This is a genomic window from Vicinamibacteria bacterium (assembly GCA_035620555.1).
Taxonomy (GTDB): Bacteria; Acidobacteriota; Vicinamibacteria; order Marinacidobacterales; family SMYC01; genus DASPGQ01.
Genome location: DASPGQ010000030.1, coordinates 14,976 through 31,227 on the forward strand (window position 1 = coordinate 14,976; position 16,252 = coordinate 31,227).

The 16,252-nt window shown below is 63.2% G+C and carries 15 protein-coding genes; 6 read left to right on the plus strand and 9 right to left on the minus strand.

Annotated elements, in window-relative coordinates:
- Positions 1–265: 265 nt before the first annotated feature.
- Genes VEK15_01050 through VEK15_01060 form a run of 3 tightly spaced genes read left to right on the plus strand, consistent with a single transcriptional unit; the run spans position 266 to position 4,669 of the window.
- Complete coding sequence (locus tag VEK15_01050; protein ID HXV59250.1) at positions 266–733, plus strand: (2Fe-2S)-binding protein; 468 nt, start codon at positions 266–268, stop codon at positions 731–733.
- A complete protein-coding gene (locus VEK15_01055; protein HXV59251.1) occupies positions 730–3,027 on the plus strand; it encodes a molybdopterin cofactor-binding domain-containing protein in 2,298 nt (765 codons plus the stop codon). Before VEK15_01050 ends, VEK15_01055 begins: the two co-directional genes overlap by 4 nt.
- A 4-nt stretch (positions 3,028–3,031) precedes the next feature.
- Positions 3,032–4,669: a D-aminoacylase gene (locus tag VEK15_01060; protein ID HXV59252.1), complete on the plus strand. Its 1,638-nt coding sequence runs from the start codon at positions 3,032–3,034 to the stop codon at positions 4,667–4,669.
- Between the two features lie 21 nt (positions 4,670–4,690).
- On the opposite strand, the gene VEK15_01065 is transcribed toward VEK15_01060, so the two are convergent.
- Together VEK15_01065 and VEK15_01070 are read right to left on the minus strand one after the other, a co-directional pair.
- Positions 4,691–5,257: a RidA family protein gene (locus VEK15_01065; GenBank protein ID HXV59253.1), complete on the minus strand. Its 567-nt coding sequence runs from the start codon at positions 5,255–5,257 to the stop codon at positions 4,691–4,693.
- A gap of 187 nt (positions 5,258–5,444) precedes the next feature.
- Positions 5,445–6,980 (minus strand): lipase maturation factor family protein, encoded by a 1,536-nt coding sequence (locus VEK15_01070; GenBank protein HXV59254.1) that lies wholly within the window; start codon positions 6,978–6,980, stop codon positions 5,445–5,447.
- Positions 6,981–7,145: 165 nt separating this feature from the next.
- Here VEK15_01070 and VEK15_01075 point away from each other — a divergent pair, with 165 nt between their 5' ends.
- A complete protein-coding gene (locus VEK15_01075) occupies positions 7,146–7,529 on the plus strand; it encodes an SH3 domain-containing protein (GenBank protein HXV59255.1) in 384 nt (127 codons plus the stop codon).
- Positions 7,530–7,559: 30 nt separating this feature from the next.
- Here the strand turns inward: VEK15_01075 and VEK15_01080 are convergent, their stop codons facing one another.
- The 7 genes from VEK15_01080 to VEK15_01110 all read right to left on the minus strand — a co-directional run bounded on the left by VEK15_01080 (position 7,560) and on the right by VEK15_01110 (position 13,458).
- Positions 7,560–8,771: a hypothetical protein gene (locus tag VEK15_01080; GenBank protein ID HXV59256.1), complete on the minus strand. Its 1,212-nt coding sequence runs from the start codon at positions 8,769–8,771 to the stop codon at positions 7,560–7,562.
- Between the two features lie 170 nt (positions 8,772–8,941).
- Positions 8,942–9,169 carry a hypothetical protein gene (locus VEK15_01085; protein ID HXV59257.1) on the minus strand — a complete coding sequence of 76 codons (228 nt, stop codon included), beginning with the start codon at positions 9,167–9,169 and terminating at the stop codon, positions 8,942–8,944.
- Between the two features lie 54 nt (positions 9,170–9,223).
- Positions 9,224–9,571, minus strand: coding sequence for a type II toxin-antitoxin system PemK/MazF family toxin (locus VEK15_01090; protein ID HXV59258.1), 348 nt, complete (start codon positions 9,569–9,571; stop codon positions 9,224–9,226).
- Positions 9,568–9,816, minus strand: coding sequence for a hypothetical protein (locus VEK15_01095; protein ID HXV59259.1), 249 nt, complete (start codon positions 9,814–9,816; stop codon positions 9,568–9,570). The genes VEK15_01090 and VEK15_01095 overlap by 4 nt, the downstream gene beginning before the upstream one ends.
- Before the next feature lie 227 nt (positions 9,817–10,043).
- Positions 10,044–10,265 (minus strand): hypothetical protein, encoded by a 222-nt coding sequence (locus tag VEK15_01100; GenBank protein HXV59260.1) that lies wholly within the window; start codon positions 10,263–10,265, stop codon positions 10,044–10,046.
- Between the two features lie 149 nt (positions 10,266–10,414).
- Positions 10,415–11,812, minus strand: coding sequence for an ATP-binding protein (locus VEK15_01105; GenBank protein ID HXV59261.1), 1,398 nt, complete (start codon positions 11,810–11,812; stop codon positions 10,415–10,417).
- Complete coding sequence (locus VEK15_01110; protein HXV59262.1) at positions 11,809–13,458, minus strand: FAD-dependent oxidoreductase; 1,650 nt, start codon at positions 13,456–13,458, stop codon at positions 11,809–11,811. Before VEK15_01110 ends, VEK15_01105 begins: the two co-directional genes overlap by 4 nt.
- A gap of 296 nt (positions 13,459–13,754) precedes the next feature.
- Between VEK15_01110 and VEK15_01115 the strand changes: the two genes are divergently transcribed.
- Entirely contained in the window at positions 13,755–15,227 is a 1,473-nt protein-coding gene (locus tag VEK15_01115; protein HXV59263.1) for an amidohydrolase family protein, read from the plus strand.
- 200 nt (positions 15,228–15,427) lie between these two features.
- A partial coding sequence (locus VEK15_01120; protein ID HXV59264.1) for an ATP-binding protein occupies positions 15,428–16,252 on the plus strand: 825 nt, incomplete at its 3' end.

A 16,252-nucleotide genomic window follows, 5' to 3' on the forward strand; every position in this document is an offset into this window, starting at 1 on the left:
GATTGATTTCTCTGTCATCGAATCTGTCTCCTCGCAGGTTTCTCTGTAATTCGTTCAGCCCTTATACAGGAACCGACCGGTCATTGTCGCCAGGATTCGTCAAGTTGAAGCATTACTTGAGTCGGCGAAGACGTGGTCGTCGGCGCCGCTCCGGCCGGTTGCGCAGAACGGCAGTCGCGATGAGGTTCGTGCCGTCGCTGGAACGCCCGATTGCATGAGGTGGCGCCTCCCCCTACAATCGCCAAAACTCCGAAGCGGAGATCGCATGAGCGCAATGACTCTGACCGTCAATGGACGTTCTTACTCTCTGGACGTCGATCCTTCCACGCCGCTCCTCTACGTCCTGAGCGACGACCTCGAGCTCCGTGGACCCAAGTTCGGCTGCGGGCTGGCCCAATGCGGAGCCTGTACCGTGATCGCGGACGGTCGGGCCATTCGCTCGTGCGTCACGCCGGTGGAGACCATGGATGGCGCCGACATCACGACGCTGGAAGGTCTGGGCACACCCGAGAGCCCGCACCCGATTCAACGCGCCTTCATCGATGAGCAGGCGGCCCAGTGTGGATTCTGCCTGAGCGGTGTCATCCTGACGGCGAAGGCTCTTCTCGACGAGAACCCGAAGGCAACCGACGCCGAGATTCAAGAGGCCCTGTCGACGGTGCTCTGCCGTTGTTTCGTTCACGTACGGATGTTTCGAGCCATTCGCCGCTATGCCACGGAGCGTGCGGGATGACTGCCGATGTTTCTCGCCGCGACTTCTTGAAGGGAGCCGGCTGTCTCATCGTCAGCTTCAGCGCCACGGGCTCGGTGCTGAGCTCGCGCCGCGGCGCGGCGCAGATTTCCGGAGTGCCGGGCGATCAGCTCGACTCCTGGCTCGCCATCGGAGCCGACGGGCGCGTCACCGTCTACACGGGCAAATGCGAGCTCGGTCAAGGGCTCGCAACGGCACAGATGCAGCTGGTCGCCGAAGAGCTCGTCGTCCCGCTCGATCGAATCACTCTGATCCAATGTGATACCGAGCAGACGCCCGACCAGGGCACGACTTCCGGAAGCCAGTCACACCCAACCAATTTCAACGACCGCAACCTGGCCCAGGCCGCGGCCACGGCTCGGGAAGCGTTGCTTCGCATGGCGGCAGAGCGTCTCGATGTGTCCATCCCCGAGCTTCAAATCGATAACGGGGTCGTCCGGTCTCGCACCGGCGGTAAGAGCACCCGTTACGGAGAGCTCGTGGGCGGGAAGAGGTTCCACTTGCCGCTCGACAACGGCGCTCGACGCCGCCCTCCGAGCGACTGGCGGGTGATGGGAGCTCCGGTGCCACGCGCCGAGCTCCCCGATCTGGCGACCGGCCGTTTCGAGTTCGTGCACAACGTGCGCGTGCCCGGGATGCTGCACGGCCGGGTGGTACGACCCCGGTCGGTAGGCGCCAAGCTCGTCAGCGTGAACGATGAATCCGTCGAGGACGTGCCGGGACTCGTGAAAGTGGTCGTCAAGAACGATTTCGTCGGCGTCGTTGCCGAGAAACCCTGGCAGGCCATCCAGGCAGCCGAGAAGCTGAGCTGCGAATGGAGCCCCGGCCCCGCGCTCGTCAGCCAGAACGACTTCTACGAGCACCTGCGACGTCAAGAACCGAGGAGCGACCGGCTGGTGGTGGACTCCAAAGACGTCGATGCCACGCTCGAGAGAGCAGCGAGAATCGTCTCCGCCACCTATCGACATCCCTACCAGATGCACGGATCCGTGGGAAGCTCGTGCGCCGTCGCCGACGTCAAGGACGGGAAGGTCGTCCTCTGGTCGGCTTCTCAGGCGGTGCATCATCTGAAGCAGACGGCCGCCATGCTTCTCGGCGTGTCGCCCAACGACGTACGCGTGATATTCAAGATGGGATCGGGATGTTACGGGCTCAACGGTGCCGATACCGTGTCCTACGACGCGGCCCTTCTGTCGCAAGCCGTCGGCCGACCCGTTCGCGTGCAGTTATCCCGGCAGGACGAAATGGCGTGGGAGAACTACGGCTATGCGTACGTGATCGATCAGCGGCTGGGGCTCGACTCGGAAGGGAAGATCATCGCCTGGGACTACGAGGCCTGGTTCCCCACGTTGGGCAGCCGCCCGCGCACCGGAACGCCCGGAAACGTGGTCACGGGCTTTCTGGCCGGTTTCGAGCCGGCAGCAGTCACCGAGCCATCGCCCGCTGAGGATCCACGCGCCTTCAACAACGGCAGCAACGCCGCGCCTTCTTACGTTACCGGATGCATCGGCGGAAGCTGCGGCGGCACCGGAACCATAAAGAGCGAGCGGGTGCTCACGCACAACGTTCGGTCCATGTTCTTCACTGGACCTTTGAGATCGCCATCACGGCTCCAGAACACCTTTGCCCACGAGTCGATCATGGACGAGGCGGCCGCCGAGGCAGGAATGGATCCGGTGTCCTATCGACTGGATCATCTGCGCGACTCGAGATTGATCGAGGTGTTGAAAGCGGTCGCCGCTAAAGCCAACTGGGATCCGCGCCCCTCCCCCAGGCGCGATCTGACGGAAAGCGGCGTCGCTTCGGGTCGTGGGATCGCTTGCGTGCTCTACGAAGGTGACAATGGCTACTGCGCCCTGGTTGCCAACGTCGATGTGAATCGAGATACCGGAGATGTGTCGGTGACGCGCCTGGTGGCCGGAGTCGACTGCGGTCCGATCTCGAACCCTGATGGACTCGGCAACCAGGTCGAAGGAGGCACCCTCCAGGGAGTGAGCCGTGCGCTCCTCGAAGAGGTTACCTGGGACGAGAAAAAGGTGACTTCGGTGGACTGGGGAACGTACCAGAGTCTGCCGCTCGGCTTCGAGGTGCCCGAGGTGGAGACGGTCCTCATCGATCGTCGCGACGTAGAAGCGATGGGCGCCGGCGAGACCACCATCACCCTCGCCGCTGCCGCCATCGGAAATGCGATCTTCGACGCCACCGGCGTTCGGATTCGAGAGGTGCCCTTTACCAAGGAGCGCGTGAAGGCGGCTCTAACCGAGGCCATATCGTGAAGTCGTGACGGCCGACACCCTCGTCATCAACGGCCGCGTCGTCGACGGCACCGGCGCGCCCTCGCGTTTGGGTGACGTCGCGATCCGAAACGGCCGCATCGTTCCGCCACCACCTCGCGCCGAGGCGGCCGAGATCATCGACGCTTCGGGCAAAGTCGTGGCACCGGGATTCATCGATATTCATTCTCACGGCGACCTCGTGCTCGCCTGGCCCGACGATGGGCGTCGGTCGCTTCTCGAGGGCAGGCTGGCCCAGGGCATCACGACCGAGATCGTCGGCAACTGCGGCCTCGGCGCGGCTCCTCTGTTCGGTCACGCGAGCGGGCTCCTCCCGGCCATCAACGGATGGATGTCCCCCGCGAGCTTCGATTGGGGCTGGCGCGATCTCGACGGCTACTTCGAGCACCTCGAAGCGCTCGGCCTTCCCGTGAACGTCGGAAGCCTGGTAGCACACGGGCCTCTCCGCCTGGGGGCGGCTCACCTGGCGCCCGGTGACGCTCCCAACGAAGCACGCCGGGAAATGGAACGCCGTCTCGACGAATCGCTCGAGCAGGGCGCCTTCGGCTTGTCGGCGGGACTCATCTACCCGCCGGGCATGTACACGTCGACTGCGGAGCTTCTCGCTCTGGCGAAGCGACTCGTGGGTCGCGACGGTCTCTTCACCTGCCACATCCGAGGCTCGAGCGAAACACTTCTCGACGCCGTCGCGGAGCTCGTCGGCATCGGCCGCGATAGCGGGGCTCGGGTCCACCATTCGCACGCGGAGGCGGTGGGACGGCCTCATTGGACGAAGCTCCGGCATCTTCTCGCGATGGAAGACGAGGCTCGACGCGACGGCGTTCGCCTGAGTGCGGACATGTTCCCCTACACCGTGGCCGCCACGATGATGCTCGCGATCTATCCGCCGTGGTCTCTCGAGGGCGGCCTCTCGAAGCTCGTGGAGCGGCTTCAGGACTCGGAAACGCGCGAGACGATCCGCCGCGACATCGAGACCGTGACCCCGTCCTGGCCTCCCTGGACGGAAGGCGGCTGGCCGCATAATCTCGTGAAGGCCGTTGGCTGGGACCGCATTCTTGTTTCAACGGTGGGCTCCGAGAAGAACCGCGAGCTCGAGGGAATGTCGCTCGTGTCCCTTGGAGAGGCTCGGGGGAGTCACCCCTTCGACGCCATCTCGGACCTGATGATCGAAGAGGAGGGACGCGTCGGGCAGTTCGTCCTGGACATCACCGGAGACGACGGTCTGGCGACGCTCGTCGAGAACCCCGACATCGCCTTCATCACCGACGCAAACGACTACGGCAAGGGAAAACCGCACCCGGCCGCTTACGGCAGTTTTCCCCGCGTGCTCGGCCGTTACGTTCGCGGCGAGAGACGGCTGAGCCTCGAAGAAGCGGTTCGCCGCATGACCTCCCTTCCCGCGGACACCATCGGCATCCGCAACCGGGGACGCCTCGTCGAAGGCGCGCATGCCGACATCGTGATCTTCGACCCCAACGAGGTCAAAGACCTCGCGACGCTCGACGCTCCCCGGCAAAAGGCCCGCGGCATCGAGAGAGTGCTCGTCAACGGCAGCAGCGTGTACGCCGAGGGCAAGCCAACCGGAGAGCTTCCCGGCACCACACTGAGACGCGGCGGGGAGTAAGGGAACGATTCGAGGCCTCGATCAGGCGCGAATCTCCCAGATGCTCTCGACCTCGACGGCGATGTCCGACGGAAGCGAGCCCATTCCAACCGCCGCGCGGACGCCTTTGCCCGCCTCGTCACCGAATACCTGGACCATGAGATCGCTATAGCCGTTGATCACCTGCGGCTGCTGAGTGAAATCGGGTGCCGCGTTCACCATGCCGAAGGTCCGGACCAGACGGACCACGCGATCGAGGCTTCCGAGCGCTTTTTTCATCGTCGCCAGCACGTTCAAGGCGGTGGCCCGCGCCGCGAGCCGACCGTCGTCGAGTGTGAGCCCGGCGCCCACTTTGCCCGGCTTCACGCCTTCGATGTTCGCCGGTCCGTGACCGGAAATGTAGAGCATGTTCCCGGATATCACGGCCGTGACGTAGGTCGCGACCGGATTGGGAGGGTCGGGGAGCGTGATGCCGAGCTCCTTCAAACGATCTTCCGGCCCGGCGACGATTGACTTCCCCCTGGCGCGAACGACGCTGGGAAGAAACGCTGCCGCCGCCGTAATCAATCCACCGCTCAAGAACCCGCGCCGATTGGACTTCGTGGTCATGTCTGTCTCCTCCAGAAAAAATTCAGCGGCGAGAATATCAGAAGTCGCGAGCTCCGCGTCGAAGTTGCTCGAGGAACTACTTCATGTCTTGGCACACCTGTGCCAAGATACGCGAGCCATGTCCCTCGCCGCGGGAACGCGTGTAGGTCCTTACGAGATCGTCGCGCCGATCGACTCCGGCGGCAGGTTACCAGCCTTGGCTCCGCAGAAACTCCTGAAGCCTCGTATCCGTGAGCGACAATTCAGGAAGCCAGATCCCTACGCGCTCGCGGGTCCACCACGCATCGTCACCGAGCGGCGCAAACCGGTAGCGGTAGAGCTCGACGCGAATCTCGAGCGGCGGTCGGTCGGGAAACGGGTTCGCCTCGATGAGCCTCAAGGTGAGCGGATCGTTTTGCAGGAGCTTCCACACGAGATGCGCGACCCAGGGGTACTGCTCCAAGCGCCCCATCGCCGCAAACCACAAGAGCCAGTCGAGCCGGTAATGGTACGGGGTGATCACGCACGGCCGGCGATCCACGTCGGTGGGCTTGCACTTGAACTCGTAGGTGAGCCATTCGGCATCGTCTCCCCCCCGTCCCTCGAACACGAGCTCGTAGCGCTCCCGGCCCACGCTTCCAAACGCGCCATAGGTGTTGACCAGATGGAGCTGGTCGAACGACGTGTTCATGACCTGGCGTGTCGAGAGAAGGTTGGCCACCGGAGCGATGCTTCCGAAAGCCACGTAAATGCACAGCGCCGTGGCCGCGACCTGCTGAGCGCGATGGAACCCCAGGAGTCGGAGTCGTGAAAGTCTTTTGCGAAAATGGGTCGACGCAAGGGGTGCGAAGAAAGAGTCGTCGAAACAAGCGAGTGCGGGGATGATCGTGAGCCAGTTGAGAAAGGCGAGATTCCCGCTCGCGATCAGCATCACCTGGAAGCTCACGATCAGCACACCGGCCACATGCCTCGCCCGGCGGGGCCCGAAGACGAGAAACGGCACGACCACTTCGCACAGATGATTGAACAGCACGCCGAGCTCGAGAAACCAGCGTGGCATGAAATGGAGTACCGGACTCGAGGGGTTGGGGACGGGCTGGGTCTCGAAGTGGTAGAAGAGACACGTGAGGTCGGTCCAGCACGAGTCGCCTCGGAGCTTGATGAGGCCAGCACCGAGCATGATGCGAAAGATGAGCCACCGATGGAGCCATATCACCGCCACGGGCGGCGGACGTCGCGGAAACGGACGGCCATCGAAGAGAGGACAGAGAAAAATCGCGAGAAAGCCCGTCTCGAGAAGCTGGATCTCCCAGCCGAACGAATACCAGCCCTGGCCGATGTGCACGAACGACATGTAGAGCCACCAGAGAAAGAAGAGGATGATGCCGTTCGCATGTCCGAATAGCACCAGAAGAGAGACGATCGCGCCGAGCCACGCCAACCGCACGAGGAACGCGTCGGATGCGCGCAGCCAGAAAATACTCGGAAGCTGAAGAAATCCCGACGTTCTCGAACCGAGCGCGCCCTCGACACGCTCGAGATAATCCACCGCGGGGGTGAGTCCTTCGCTTCCGATGAGCGCAAGCCCGTCGTTCACGAGGGCCAAGAACCCGACGAAGTAGACGAGCCCGAGAAGCCGCAGTATCAGGAATCGCGTAATCCAGTAGCTCGGGCGCGACTCGGGATTCCAGAGACGATCCCAAAACGAAGGCGGGGGTTGGGCAAAGAGCTCCGCGTCACTCATGTTTCTCGACCGTAGCCGGACTACGTCTAGTCAAGGGAGCCAAAGACGGTCGGCTCGAGCGCACGAAGTCCCACCGTTCGACGCGCATCGTGCACGGATCGTACACGCTTTGCACTCCCCGGGACTTCTTGACAGTCCAAAATCTTCCGTGGTTCACTGGGCGCGATGACAACGCAATCGCCGCTGGCGGCAGGCTGCGCGCTGGTGCTTCTGTTCTCGGCCGTGGCGGCCTCCACTCAGCGGGCGAGAACCAAGGAACAGGCCCGGGTCCCGACGAGCTACGCCAACGTGCACGAGGAACCGGGGTCGGGCTCGGCGGTCCTCGTGCTCGTGCCACGAGATACCGTGCTACCCATCATCGGGCGTCGAGGCGAGTGGGTTCAAGTTGAGCTTTCGCCGGAGTTACGAAAGACCGGGATGGTCATGCGGTGGTACGAAGGGAAGCGAGAGATCATCAGGCGAGGCCAGCGCATCACCATCGGGGACGAGGAGAGCGGCTGGATGCACGACTCGACGGTCGAGATCACAGAGGTCGAAGCAGAAGAGTGACCGCTCACGGCTTCCGTGGCAGGCGAGGTCCTATCTCATGGTGCTGCGGCCGACCATGCGGCCGACGAGCTTCGCCGGGTCGGCGTCGGGCTTCGGACGAAACATCTGCGACCGGTCGTTACGGATCTCGCTGAGATAGAGATTCCCTTCTTCGTCCACCTCGATCTGGTGCACACCGTCGAGTTGGCCCGGTAGCGCGCCGTGCTCGCCGATATCGAGAATGTAGCGTCCGTTCAGGTCGTACTTGACCAGCCTGTCGGTCGTCCAGTCCGACACCCAAACGAAATCATCTTCGGTCACGATGTGGGCGAGGACCTGCGAGTTGTGTCCGGTGGGCCACATCTCCAGAAACGTCCCGTTCTCGTCGAAGACCTGCATGCGGCTGTGCTCGCGATCGGCGACGAAGAGCCGGCGGTCGCGGCTGACGCCGATGCTGTGGACGGACCAGAACTCGTTCGGACCCGGGTTGGCCGGGTCGACCGGCGGCTGGCCCCAGTCCCGAATGAAATTGAAGTTGGAGTCGAACTTGGCCACGCGCGTGCCGGCGTAGCCGTCGGCAACGAAGAACGTGCCGTCGGGAAGCCAGCAGATGTCGGTCGGACGGTTGAAGTTGTTCGGGCCGCGTCCCGGCACACCTCGTTCCCCCAGCGTCTTCACCAACCGGCCGTCGTTGGTGAAGATGTTGATCTCGTGCATGTCGTCGTCGACGATCCAGAGGTGCCTGTCGGGATCGTAAGGGTTCATCAAGAGTTTGTGGGGGCCGCGGGATACCTCCCCGAGCCCCGTGCCCCTCCACGGTGCGAGGTAGGCATCGTGCTGGAGCCACTCCTCGATGGTGTTGCCCTCCCGATCCACGGCGAAGATGATGTGGTGCCGCCGTAGCTCGTAGCCGGGGTCTTGGCCGGCGTAGGGGCGCCTCCCGGTGTTGGTTCGTGGCGGGTCGAGCTGGCCCGCGCTGATCCACGGCTCGGCGCCGGGAGGAAGCTCGATCTCTCCGCGCTGCCCGACCCAGACCTTGTCGACACTCTCCGCCCAGACACCGGAGGCCGAGCCCCAGGTCCAACCGTCGTGCGAGAGATCGTCGTCGGGCAACGGTTTCGGCCAGGGCACGACGACCTCGTAGTCGCCGAGATCCACTTTTTTTGCCGTTTGTGTCTGAGCCGACTCGGCCGCAGGGGACCCGCTCGTGCCACTGGCGGCCAACGAGAGCGCGACGAGAACTATCGGCAGTGAACTCTTCATGTGCACTCTCACCCCTCCGTAATTCTGGTGCCCGTCTCACGCTACCGGCCATCGAAACCACACGCCGATGAACTGGCCGATGGCTCCGCGGTCGAGCAGCATCGTAGGAATTTAGCGGGGCGGTGGCGAACAAGCAACCGGTTTCGAGGCGTCAGTTGGATAAGCGCTCTTTAGCTCTTCCGTCCAGTTGAGAACGAAGACAGGCTTCTGCTGCGCGCGAACATCGCGTTGTCGGCGAACAAGAAGCGCTGGCCGTCGGGCGACGCCGAAGGCTCGCCCAGATTCGCGACGTGTAGCCGGTCGAGGACGGTGCGCGGCGTTCCAAAGCTGACGTTCGGCGATCGATGAACGTCGACCCCCTTCAACGCGTTCCGGGCTCGGGAAGAGACCCTTTCCATCTGGAGACCAGATACGAACCAAGCACGAACGAGCACCCCGGGATCTGCGTTCCTTCACTCGACAGGGATCCCGATGGATCGGAGAACTCCTCGTTCTACGTTTCTCATGATGGACGCCGGTAGCTCTCCGCCGAGAGCTTGCTCGCTCAAGAGATCTTTGGGAAGGGTTGTGATTTGCTCGCACTTGAGCATGCAATCCCTCGGCACTCCACCTTGGCCCCATTTCAAGCGCACGTGCGTCGGAGCTTCACGAAGGACGCTGCTGGCCGGGATGACGAGGACATCGCTCGCGAGTCGGTTCCGAACGTTCATCGAGACAACGAGCGCGGGCCGCCTTTTCCTGCTTCGCTCGCCTGGAAGGACTACCCAGTACAAGCAACCCCGGAGCGGTCGATCGTTCAACGCCAGGTCTTCCGAATCTGTCCGGCGCTCAGCCGAGCCCAGTCTCGATCCTCGTCGGCTTCTTTTCTCTCCAGCTCACGGTAGTACGCGGCGACTTGCTCCTCGAGGTCGTGGCGCCGCCGCTCGTGGAGCCAGCTCTTCAAAGCGTGTTCGAAAATTTCACTTCTCGTCATTCCATTCGCAACGCGGTCGATCCGCTCCAATACCGACCGTTCTATGGTCACGGAAACTTTCGTCTTGGCCATCGATGCTCCAATGTGTCCTACTCATTATACTACCCACGTGTCGGTCTTTCTGGCTCCTGCCACTGCGGGCCATAGGCTTATCGTTTCATCCAGTATTGAAGATTCTTGCGATCCAACGGCCATCGGTGAGATGGCAAGTCCTTCCGCGGAACCGTCTGGATGAACCGCGGGTCTTTCGCGTCGTCGCCGAGCGTCCTCCGAACTCCCAAACGGCATTGGTCGGGACTTCATCGCCAACAGAAGGCCCCGGCCCAGACGCTCTCGATGATCTCTTCCTTAACGGCGACCTCGTTCGGGCGCTCCGCGAGGTAGAGGAGCGCTTGCATGACCTTTGGATCGAGCTTGAGACGCGTATCGGCTTGCACCAGACGATTGGCGCGAGGCTCGACGATCCAACTTCGCGACGAGAAGCCCTTCTTCCGAACCGGTGACGCCATGACGGGGGTCAACGACTAGACCACAGATTCAGTTGGGAACGCCGGAGCTCGTTTTGAAGGCCCCCTATCGCACTCACCCATCGGCGCGAACGTACCGCGTGATGCGTGACCGAGAGCTGGCGCGAGGAGCTCCAACGCCTCGCGTCGACTCCGCGAATCCGTCACGCCCCTGACGGCAAGTGCACCCGCATCTCGGTGCGGCCGGGCTCGGAGTGCACCTCGATGCGACCGCGGTGGGTTCGGGCGATGCGGAGCGCGATGTCGAGACCCAGGCCCATTCCCTCGCCGACTTCTTTCGTCGTAAAGAACGGATCGAAGACGCGTTGATGTAGCTCTTTGGGGATGCCGGGACCGTTGTCGATCACGCGCACGACGATTCCGTGCTCATCCGATTTCGCTTCGATGCACAGCACGCCCCCTTGGTCCAGGGCATCGATGGCATTGTCGATGAGGTTGGTCCAAACCTGATTGAGCTCGCCGGCATGAGCCTGGACCTGCGGGAGATCCTTCTCATAATCACGCTCGAGCCGAATGCCTTTCTTGTCGATCTTGTGGCCGAGCATCTTGAGCGTATTGTCGAGCCCTTCCCTCACGTCAGTGAGCTTGTGCTCGACCGAGCGATCCATGTGCGAGTAGGTCTTGACGGAATCTATCAGCGATGAAATGCGCTCGGCCGAGGACGCGATCTCCGCCACGACCCCCTCGGACACGAGTCCGCACTGGATCCAGACGAGGGCGTCGCCGAGGGCGGAGGCCGGAATTTTGCCGCTGAACTCCTGCAGATCGTCGACGGTGAATCCCGAATCGGTAAACGTCCCCGCCATCTTCCATCCATCGGTGACATCGTGGTCTTCCATCCACGCCCCGAGTGCTTCTTCCCTTTCGGCACGGGCGAGCGGCGAGAGCGTCGCCGATTCGCCGGGGCGTGCCAGAGTCGGCAGCTGGCGAATGGCGTCGATGGCAGTCTCATCCAAATGCTGTCCCATCAGCCCGCTCACGCACTCGGGGAGTTTGACGAGATGCTCCAAGAGCGTGGCCGCAGCCCGGCCGACGGCGGCGGCCGGGTTGTTCAGCTCGTGCGCGAGTCCTGCCGATAGCTTCCCCAAGGCGACCATCTTTTCCTGCTGCTGCTCGAGTCGGACGTCACCGCGAACGCGGTCCGACATGCTCGCCACGAGCCTCTGGCCCACCTCGAGACTCACCGACAGCATCTCTTGAAAGTCGCGCTTATGGACGAAAAGCACCTGGGACGGCTCGACCGCGACGACGTAACGCGGGTAGTGCGTCATCCGCGAGAACGGAAGCATACCGGTGACCTTACCTCTGCCGGTCGACGCCACCACCAGCCACTGCCCCCCATGCTCCTCGTAGCCGTCGATCGTTCCGGTCACGACCACGAACATGTAGTCCGCGGGATCGCCTCGCTCGATCATGTGCTCGCCGGACTCGAGCTCGAATCCCGTGCCGTGCTCGCAGAACCAGGCGAGCTGGTCGTCGGAAAGGCCTTCGAAAATCTCTAGCCCGCGAAGCTCATCGACGGCGAATTTCGTCTTCTTCATCGGGCCGCGAGGAACTCGTGCATGGACACGACCGCGATCGATCCTTCGCCCACGGCCGAGGCCACACGTTTGACGGAGCCGTGTCGGGCGTCACCACTGGCGAATATTCCCGGGACGCTAGCCTCGAGCAGAAACGGCGAACGCTCGAGCGGCCAGTCGCGAAGATGGGTCTCGTCGAGATCCGTTCCCGTGAGGATGAAACCACGCCCATCGCACGCCACCTGGTGGTCGAGCCATCCGGTGTGGGGATTGGCTCCGAGAAAGACGAACAGGTGTTCGGTAGCCAGACATTCGGTATCCCCAGCTTCCTGGTTCCTGAGCTCCAGCGCTTCCAGACGATCACTCCCGTGGCACGCTCGGATCTGGGTATTCAAGCGCACCTCGATGTTCTCAGCCGACTCGATTCGCTTGACGAGGTAATGAGACATATTGGCGCCGAGAGAGCTGCCGCGAAGGATCATTACCACCTTGTCGGCGTAGTCTTTGAAGTACATCGCGGCCTGCCCCGCGGAGTTGCCACCACCTACGATGCACATAGTCTTCCCCATCACCTGAGGCGCCTCGGTCATCGCCGCGCCGTAGAAAACACCGGCACCGGCAAACCGGTCCGCACCCTTAGCAGGGAGCAGGTTCCATGACACGCCCATCGAGAGCATGAGGGCATGACAGGCAATCTCGGATCCATCCGAGAGCGTCAAGGATTTGTACGGACCCTGGATCCGGAGCCCGACGACCTCCTGAGGCGTCAGGATCTCTACCCCGAATTTCTTCGCCTGATCGGCCGCGCGCCGGGCGAGCTCACCCCCCGAGATCCCGGAAGGAAAACCGAGATAGTTCTCGATCTTGCTGCTCGTTCCCGCCTGTCCTCCCGGCGCCTCTCGCTCGATCAGCACCGTGGCGAGACCCTCCGAGCCCCCGTAGACCGCGCACGCCAGGCCAGCGGGACCGGCGCCCACGATCGCCAGATCATAGAAGCGCCGACTAGCCCTGGTCTCGAGGCCGATGTGCGCGGCAATCACGGCTGGCTCCGGCCCCGCGAGTCGAGTGCCGTCGGGCAAGATCACGAGCGGCAGTTTGCCCGGGTCCTCCTCCGAGACGAGCGCTCTCGCTTCCGGGGAGGAGGCGACGTCGAGGAAGCAGTAAGGCACTTGATTGCGCCCGAGGAAGTCGCGCACGCGGTGACCGAGCGCCGACCACCGCTCCCCGATGACGCGAACGCCACCATATCCGGGACGATAGTGCGCACGCCACTCGTCGAGCATGTCGTCGAGCATCGGAAACAGTTTTTCCTCGGGCGGATCCCACGGCTTCATCAAGTAGTAATCCACTCGCGACTCGTTGATGGCGCCAATCGCCGCTTGCGTGTCGGCGTAGGCAGTCAGCAACGCACGCTTGCTCTTCGGGTACAACTTCATGGCCTCGGACAAGAACGCCACTCCGTCCATCTTCGGCATGCGCTGATCCGACAGCATGAGGGCGACGTGCTCGTCCCGCGCCTTGAGCTCACCGAGAAGCTCGAGGGCCAGGCCACCGGAGTCCGCACGTAGAATGCGGTAGTCCCGGCCGTAGTGGCCGCGCAAATCCCTCGCGATCGCAGCGAGCACATCCACATCGTCGTCAACGGTGAGCAACACTGGCTTGCCCATGGCTCTTCACTCCTGACTTCGACAAAGCCTAATCGTCACAATAACAATACTCGTGCTCGAACCGGGTGTCGATGGGAACCATGATGTGGGCGCAAGATGTATGCGGCCACACCCAAGGTCCACCGTTGCAATGCTTCAGCGAATGACGTTGGGCTCCCCTTCCCAGGGGGCATGATTCGATCCAAGACCGTGGAATTTAATCGAAGCTCGGATTTCCGGGATGGGCGTACTTTGTCAGCTACCGGAACGGGTGGCTGCGCGTTGTAGAATCTCCCAATCAGACGGAGACCAGACACATGACCTACCGCCACGACCCCGACGGAACTCGGCTTCCCATCAAAGTGGATTCGACTTCGAACGGCGAGTTCGCACCGATCCCGCTCACGGAGACGAACGCGCTCGCGAACCGTGTCGCGTTGGAGCGCGCGACGTATCACGCGAAGCGACGAGGCGTCGACCGCCGGTCGTTTCTGATCTCGTCTTGCGGCGCGGCGAGCACGCTCCTCGCGATGAACGGGGTGAACGCCAGCGCTGGCAAGACAGGAGGGCGGTTCGCCCTAGAGCAGGCGGCGGCCGACGACCCCGAGCTCGCCGCGGCGGCGCTCGAGGGCCGCGAGTTCATCTTCGACGTGCAGGGTCACTTCGTCGATCCGAGCGGGCGATGGATCCGCGAGGAGCCAGAGCGGGGCCAGGGCTTCGGGTTCGCGACGAAGACCCAGTGCGAGCTCGCCGATCAGGCGGACCGGAACAGCCACCTGCAATGCATCGGCCCGAAGGAGTTCGTCAAGGACGTATTCCTCGACAGCGACACCGACATGATGGTGCTGTCGTTCGTGCCGTCCACGCGCGAGGCCGAGCCGCTGACCATCGAGGAGGCGGACCGGACGCGCCGGATCGTCGCCGACCTCGAGGGGAACCAGCGTCTGATGCTCCACGGTCGGGTGAATCCGAACCAGGACGGCGATCTCGAGGCGATGGACGAGCTGAAGGAGCGCTGGAACGTCTGTGGATGGAAGACGTACACGCAGTACGGGCCGGGCGGCGTCGGTTTTTTCCTGCACGACGAGGAGACGGGCATTCCCTTCATCGAGAAGGCGCGCCGCCTCGGCGTCAAGATCATCTGCGTCCATAAAGGGCTTCCCTTCGGGCCAAAGTCCTACGAGCACAGCCAGTGCAGCGACATCGGCATCGTCGCGAAGCGCTTTCCCGACGTGGACTTTCTCGTCTACCACTCGGGCTACGTCGCCGGTAAGCCGGAAGGGCCATACGAGGGCGAGGGCTCGGGGGACGGCATCGATACCCTGGTCCGTTCGCTCATCGAGAACGACGTCGCGCCGAACAGCAACGTCTACGCCGAGCTCGGGAGCACGTGGCGGTTCCTGATGCGCGAGCCCGACAGCGCGGCGCATGCGCTCGGCAAGCTGTTCAAATATGTCGGCCAGGACAACGTGCTCTGGGGCACGGATTCGATCTGGTACGGCTCGCCGCAGGACCAGATTCAGGCGTTTCGCGTTTTCGAGATCTCCGCGGAGCTTGAAGCGCGCCACGGCTATCCCGCCATCACCCCCGAGCTGCGGGCCAAGGTTTTCGGGCTCAACGCGACGCGTCCTTACGGAATCGACGTGGAGGAGGTGCGCCTGCGCGCGAGCCGCGATGAGCTCACCCGTCGGCGCGAGAACTACCGGAACGCCCCCGATCCGAAATTCGCGACCTACGGACCGAAAACGCGGCGGGAGTTCCTGACCCTCAAAGCCTGGGAGCGCGGCTGACGACGAGCCTTACGGACCCGCTCCCCGCACCGAGTTCAAACGCCCCGTGTCGTCTGGCCTGGAGGCAGGGGCAAGGTCTGGGCATGCCTCCCTCCCGGCTCGGCGAGGCTAACCTTCGGGCTAGGGAGATCTCGGAGCCACCCTCAACAATACCCTTAGAACTAGTATGCAACACTAGTAGTGTGTCATACTAGTTAACTATGGCGGAGAAAGCTTTCTTCAACCGCGAAGCGGAGATCCGGACTCTCGAGCGCGCCTGGGCGACTCCCGGACCAAATCTCGTCATGGTCTGGGGCCGCCGGCGCACGGGCAAGACGAGGCTACTCGGGCGGTTCGTCGAAGACAAGCGGGCCGTGTTCTACGGGGCGACGGAGCAAGCGGCGCGAGCCGAGTTGCGCGGATTCTCCGCGGCGGTCAGACAAAGCTTCAAACCGTCCGGTGACGACCTGCTGGCACACAGCGACTTCCCCGACTGGGAAGTCGCGCTTCGGTACCTCGCGCGTAGAGCCGCTCGCCAACGGCTCGTCGTTGTGCTCGATGAGTTCCCTTACCTCGTCGAGACCGAGCCCGCTCTTCCATCAGTCATTCAGCGCTTCTGGGACCGGGAGGCCCGGGCGAGCAAGCTGCATCTTGTGCTCTGCGGCTCGGCTCAGGCGCTGATGGAGGATCTGCAGGCCGCACGCGCGCCGCTCTTCGGCCGAATCGATGCCAGGCTCAATCTCAGGCCGTTCGAGCTCGAAGAAGCGGCATTGTTCGTACCGCGTCTTTCTCCCGCCGAGCGCGTCATCTGCCATGCCGTCGTCGGTGGCATGCCGACGTACCTCACGCGCTGGGACGACAAGGTCGGGCATCGCGGGAATATCCGCCGGCTCTACGGCGATCCGGCCTCACCGCTCGTCGCGGAAGGTGAGTTCGTCCTCAAGAGCGAGCTTCGAGCTGCTGCGGGCTACTTCCGAATTCTCCGCGCAATCGCTTCCGGTCGCACGACGTACGGTGCGATCCGACACTTCGCGGACATCGAAGTG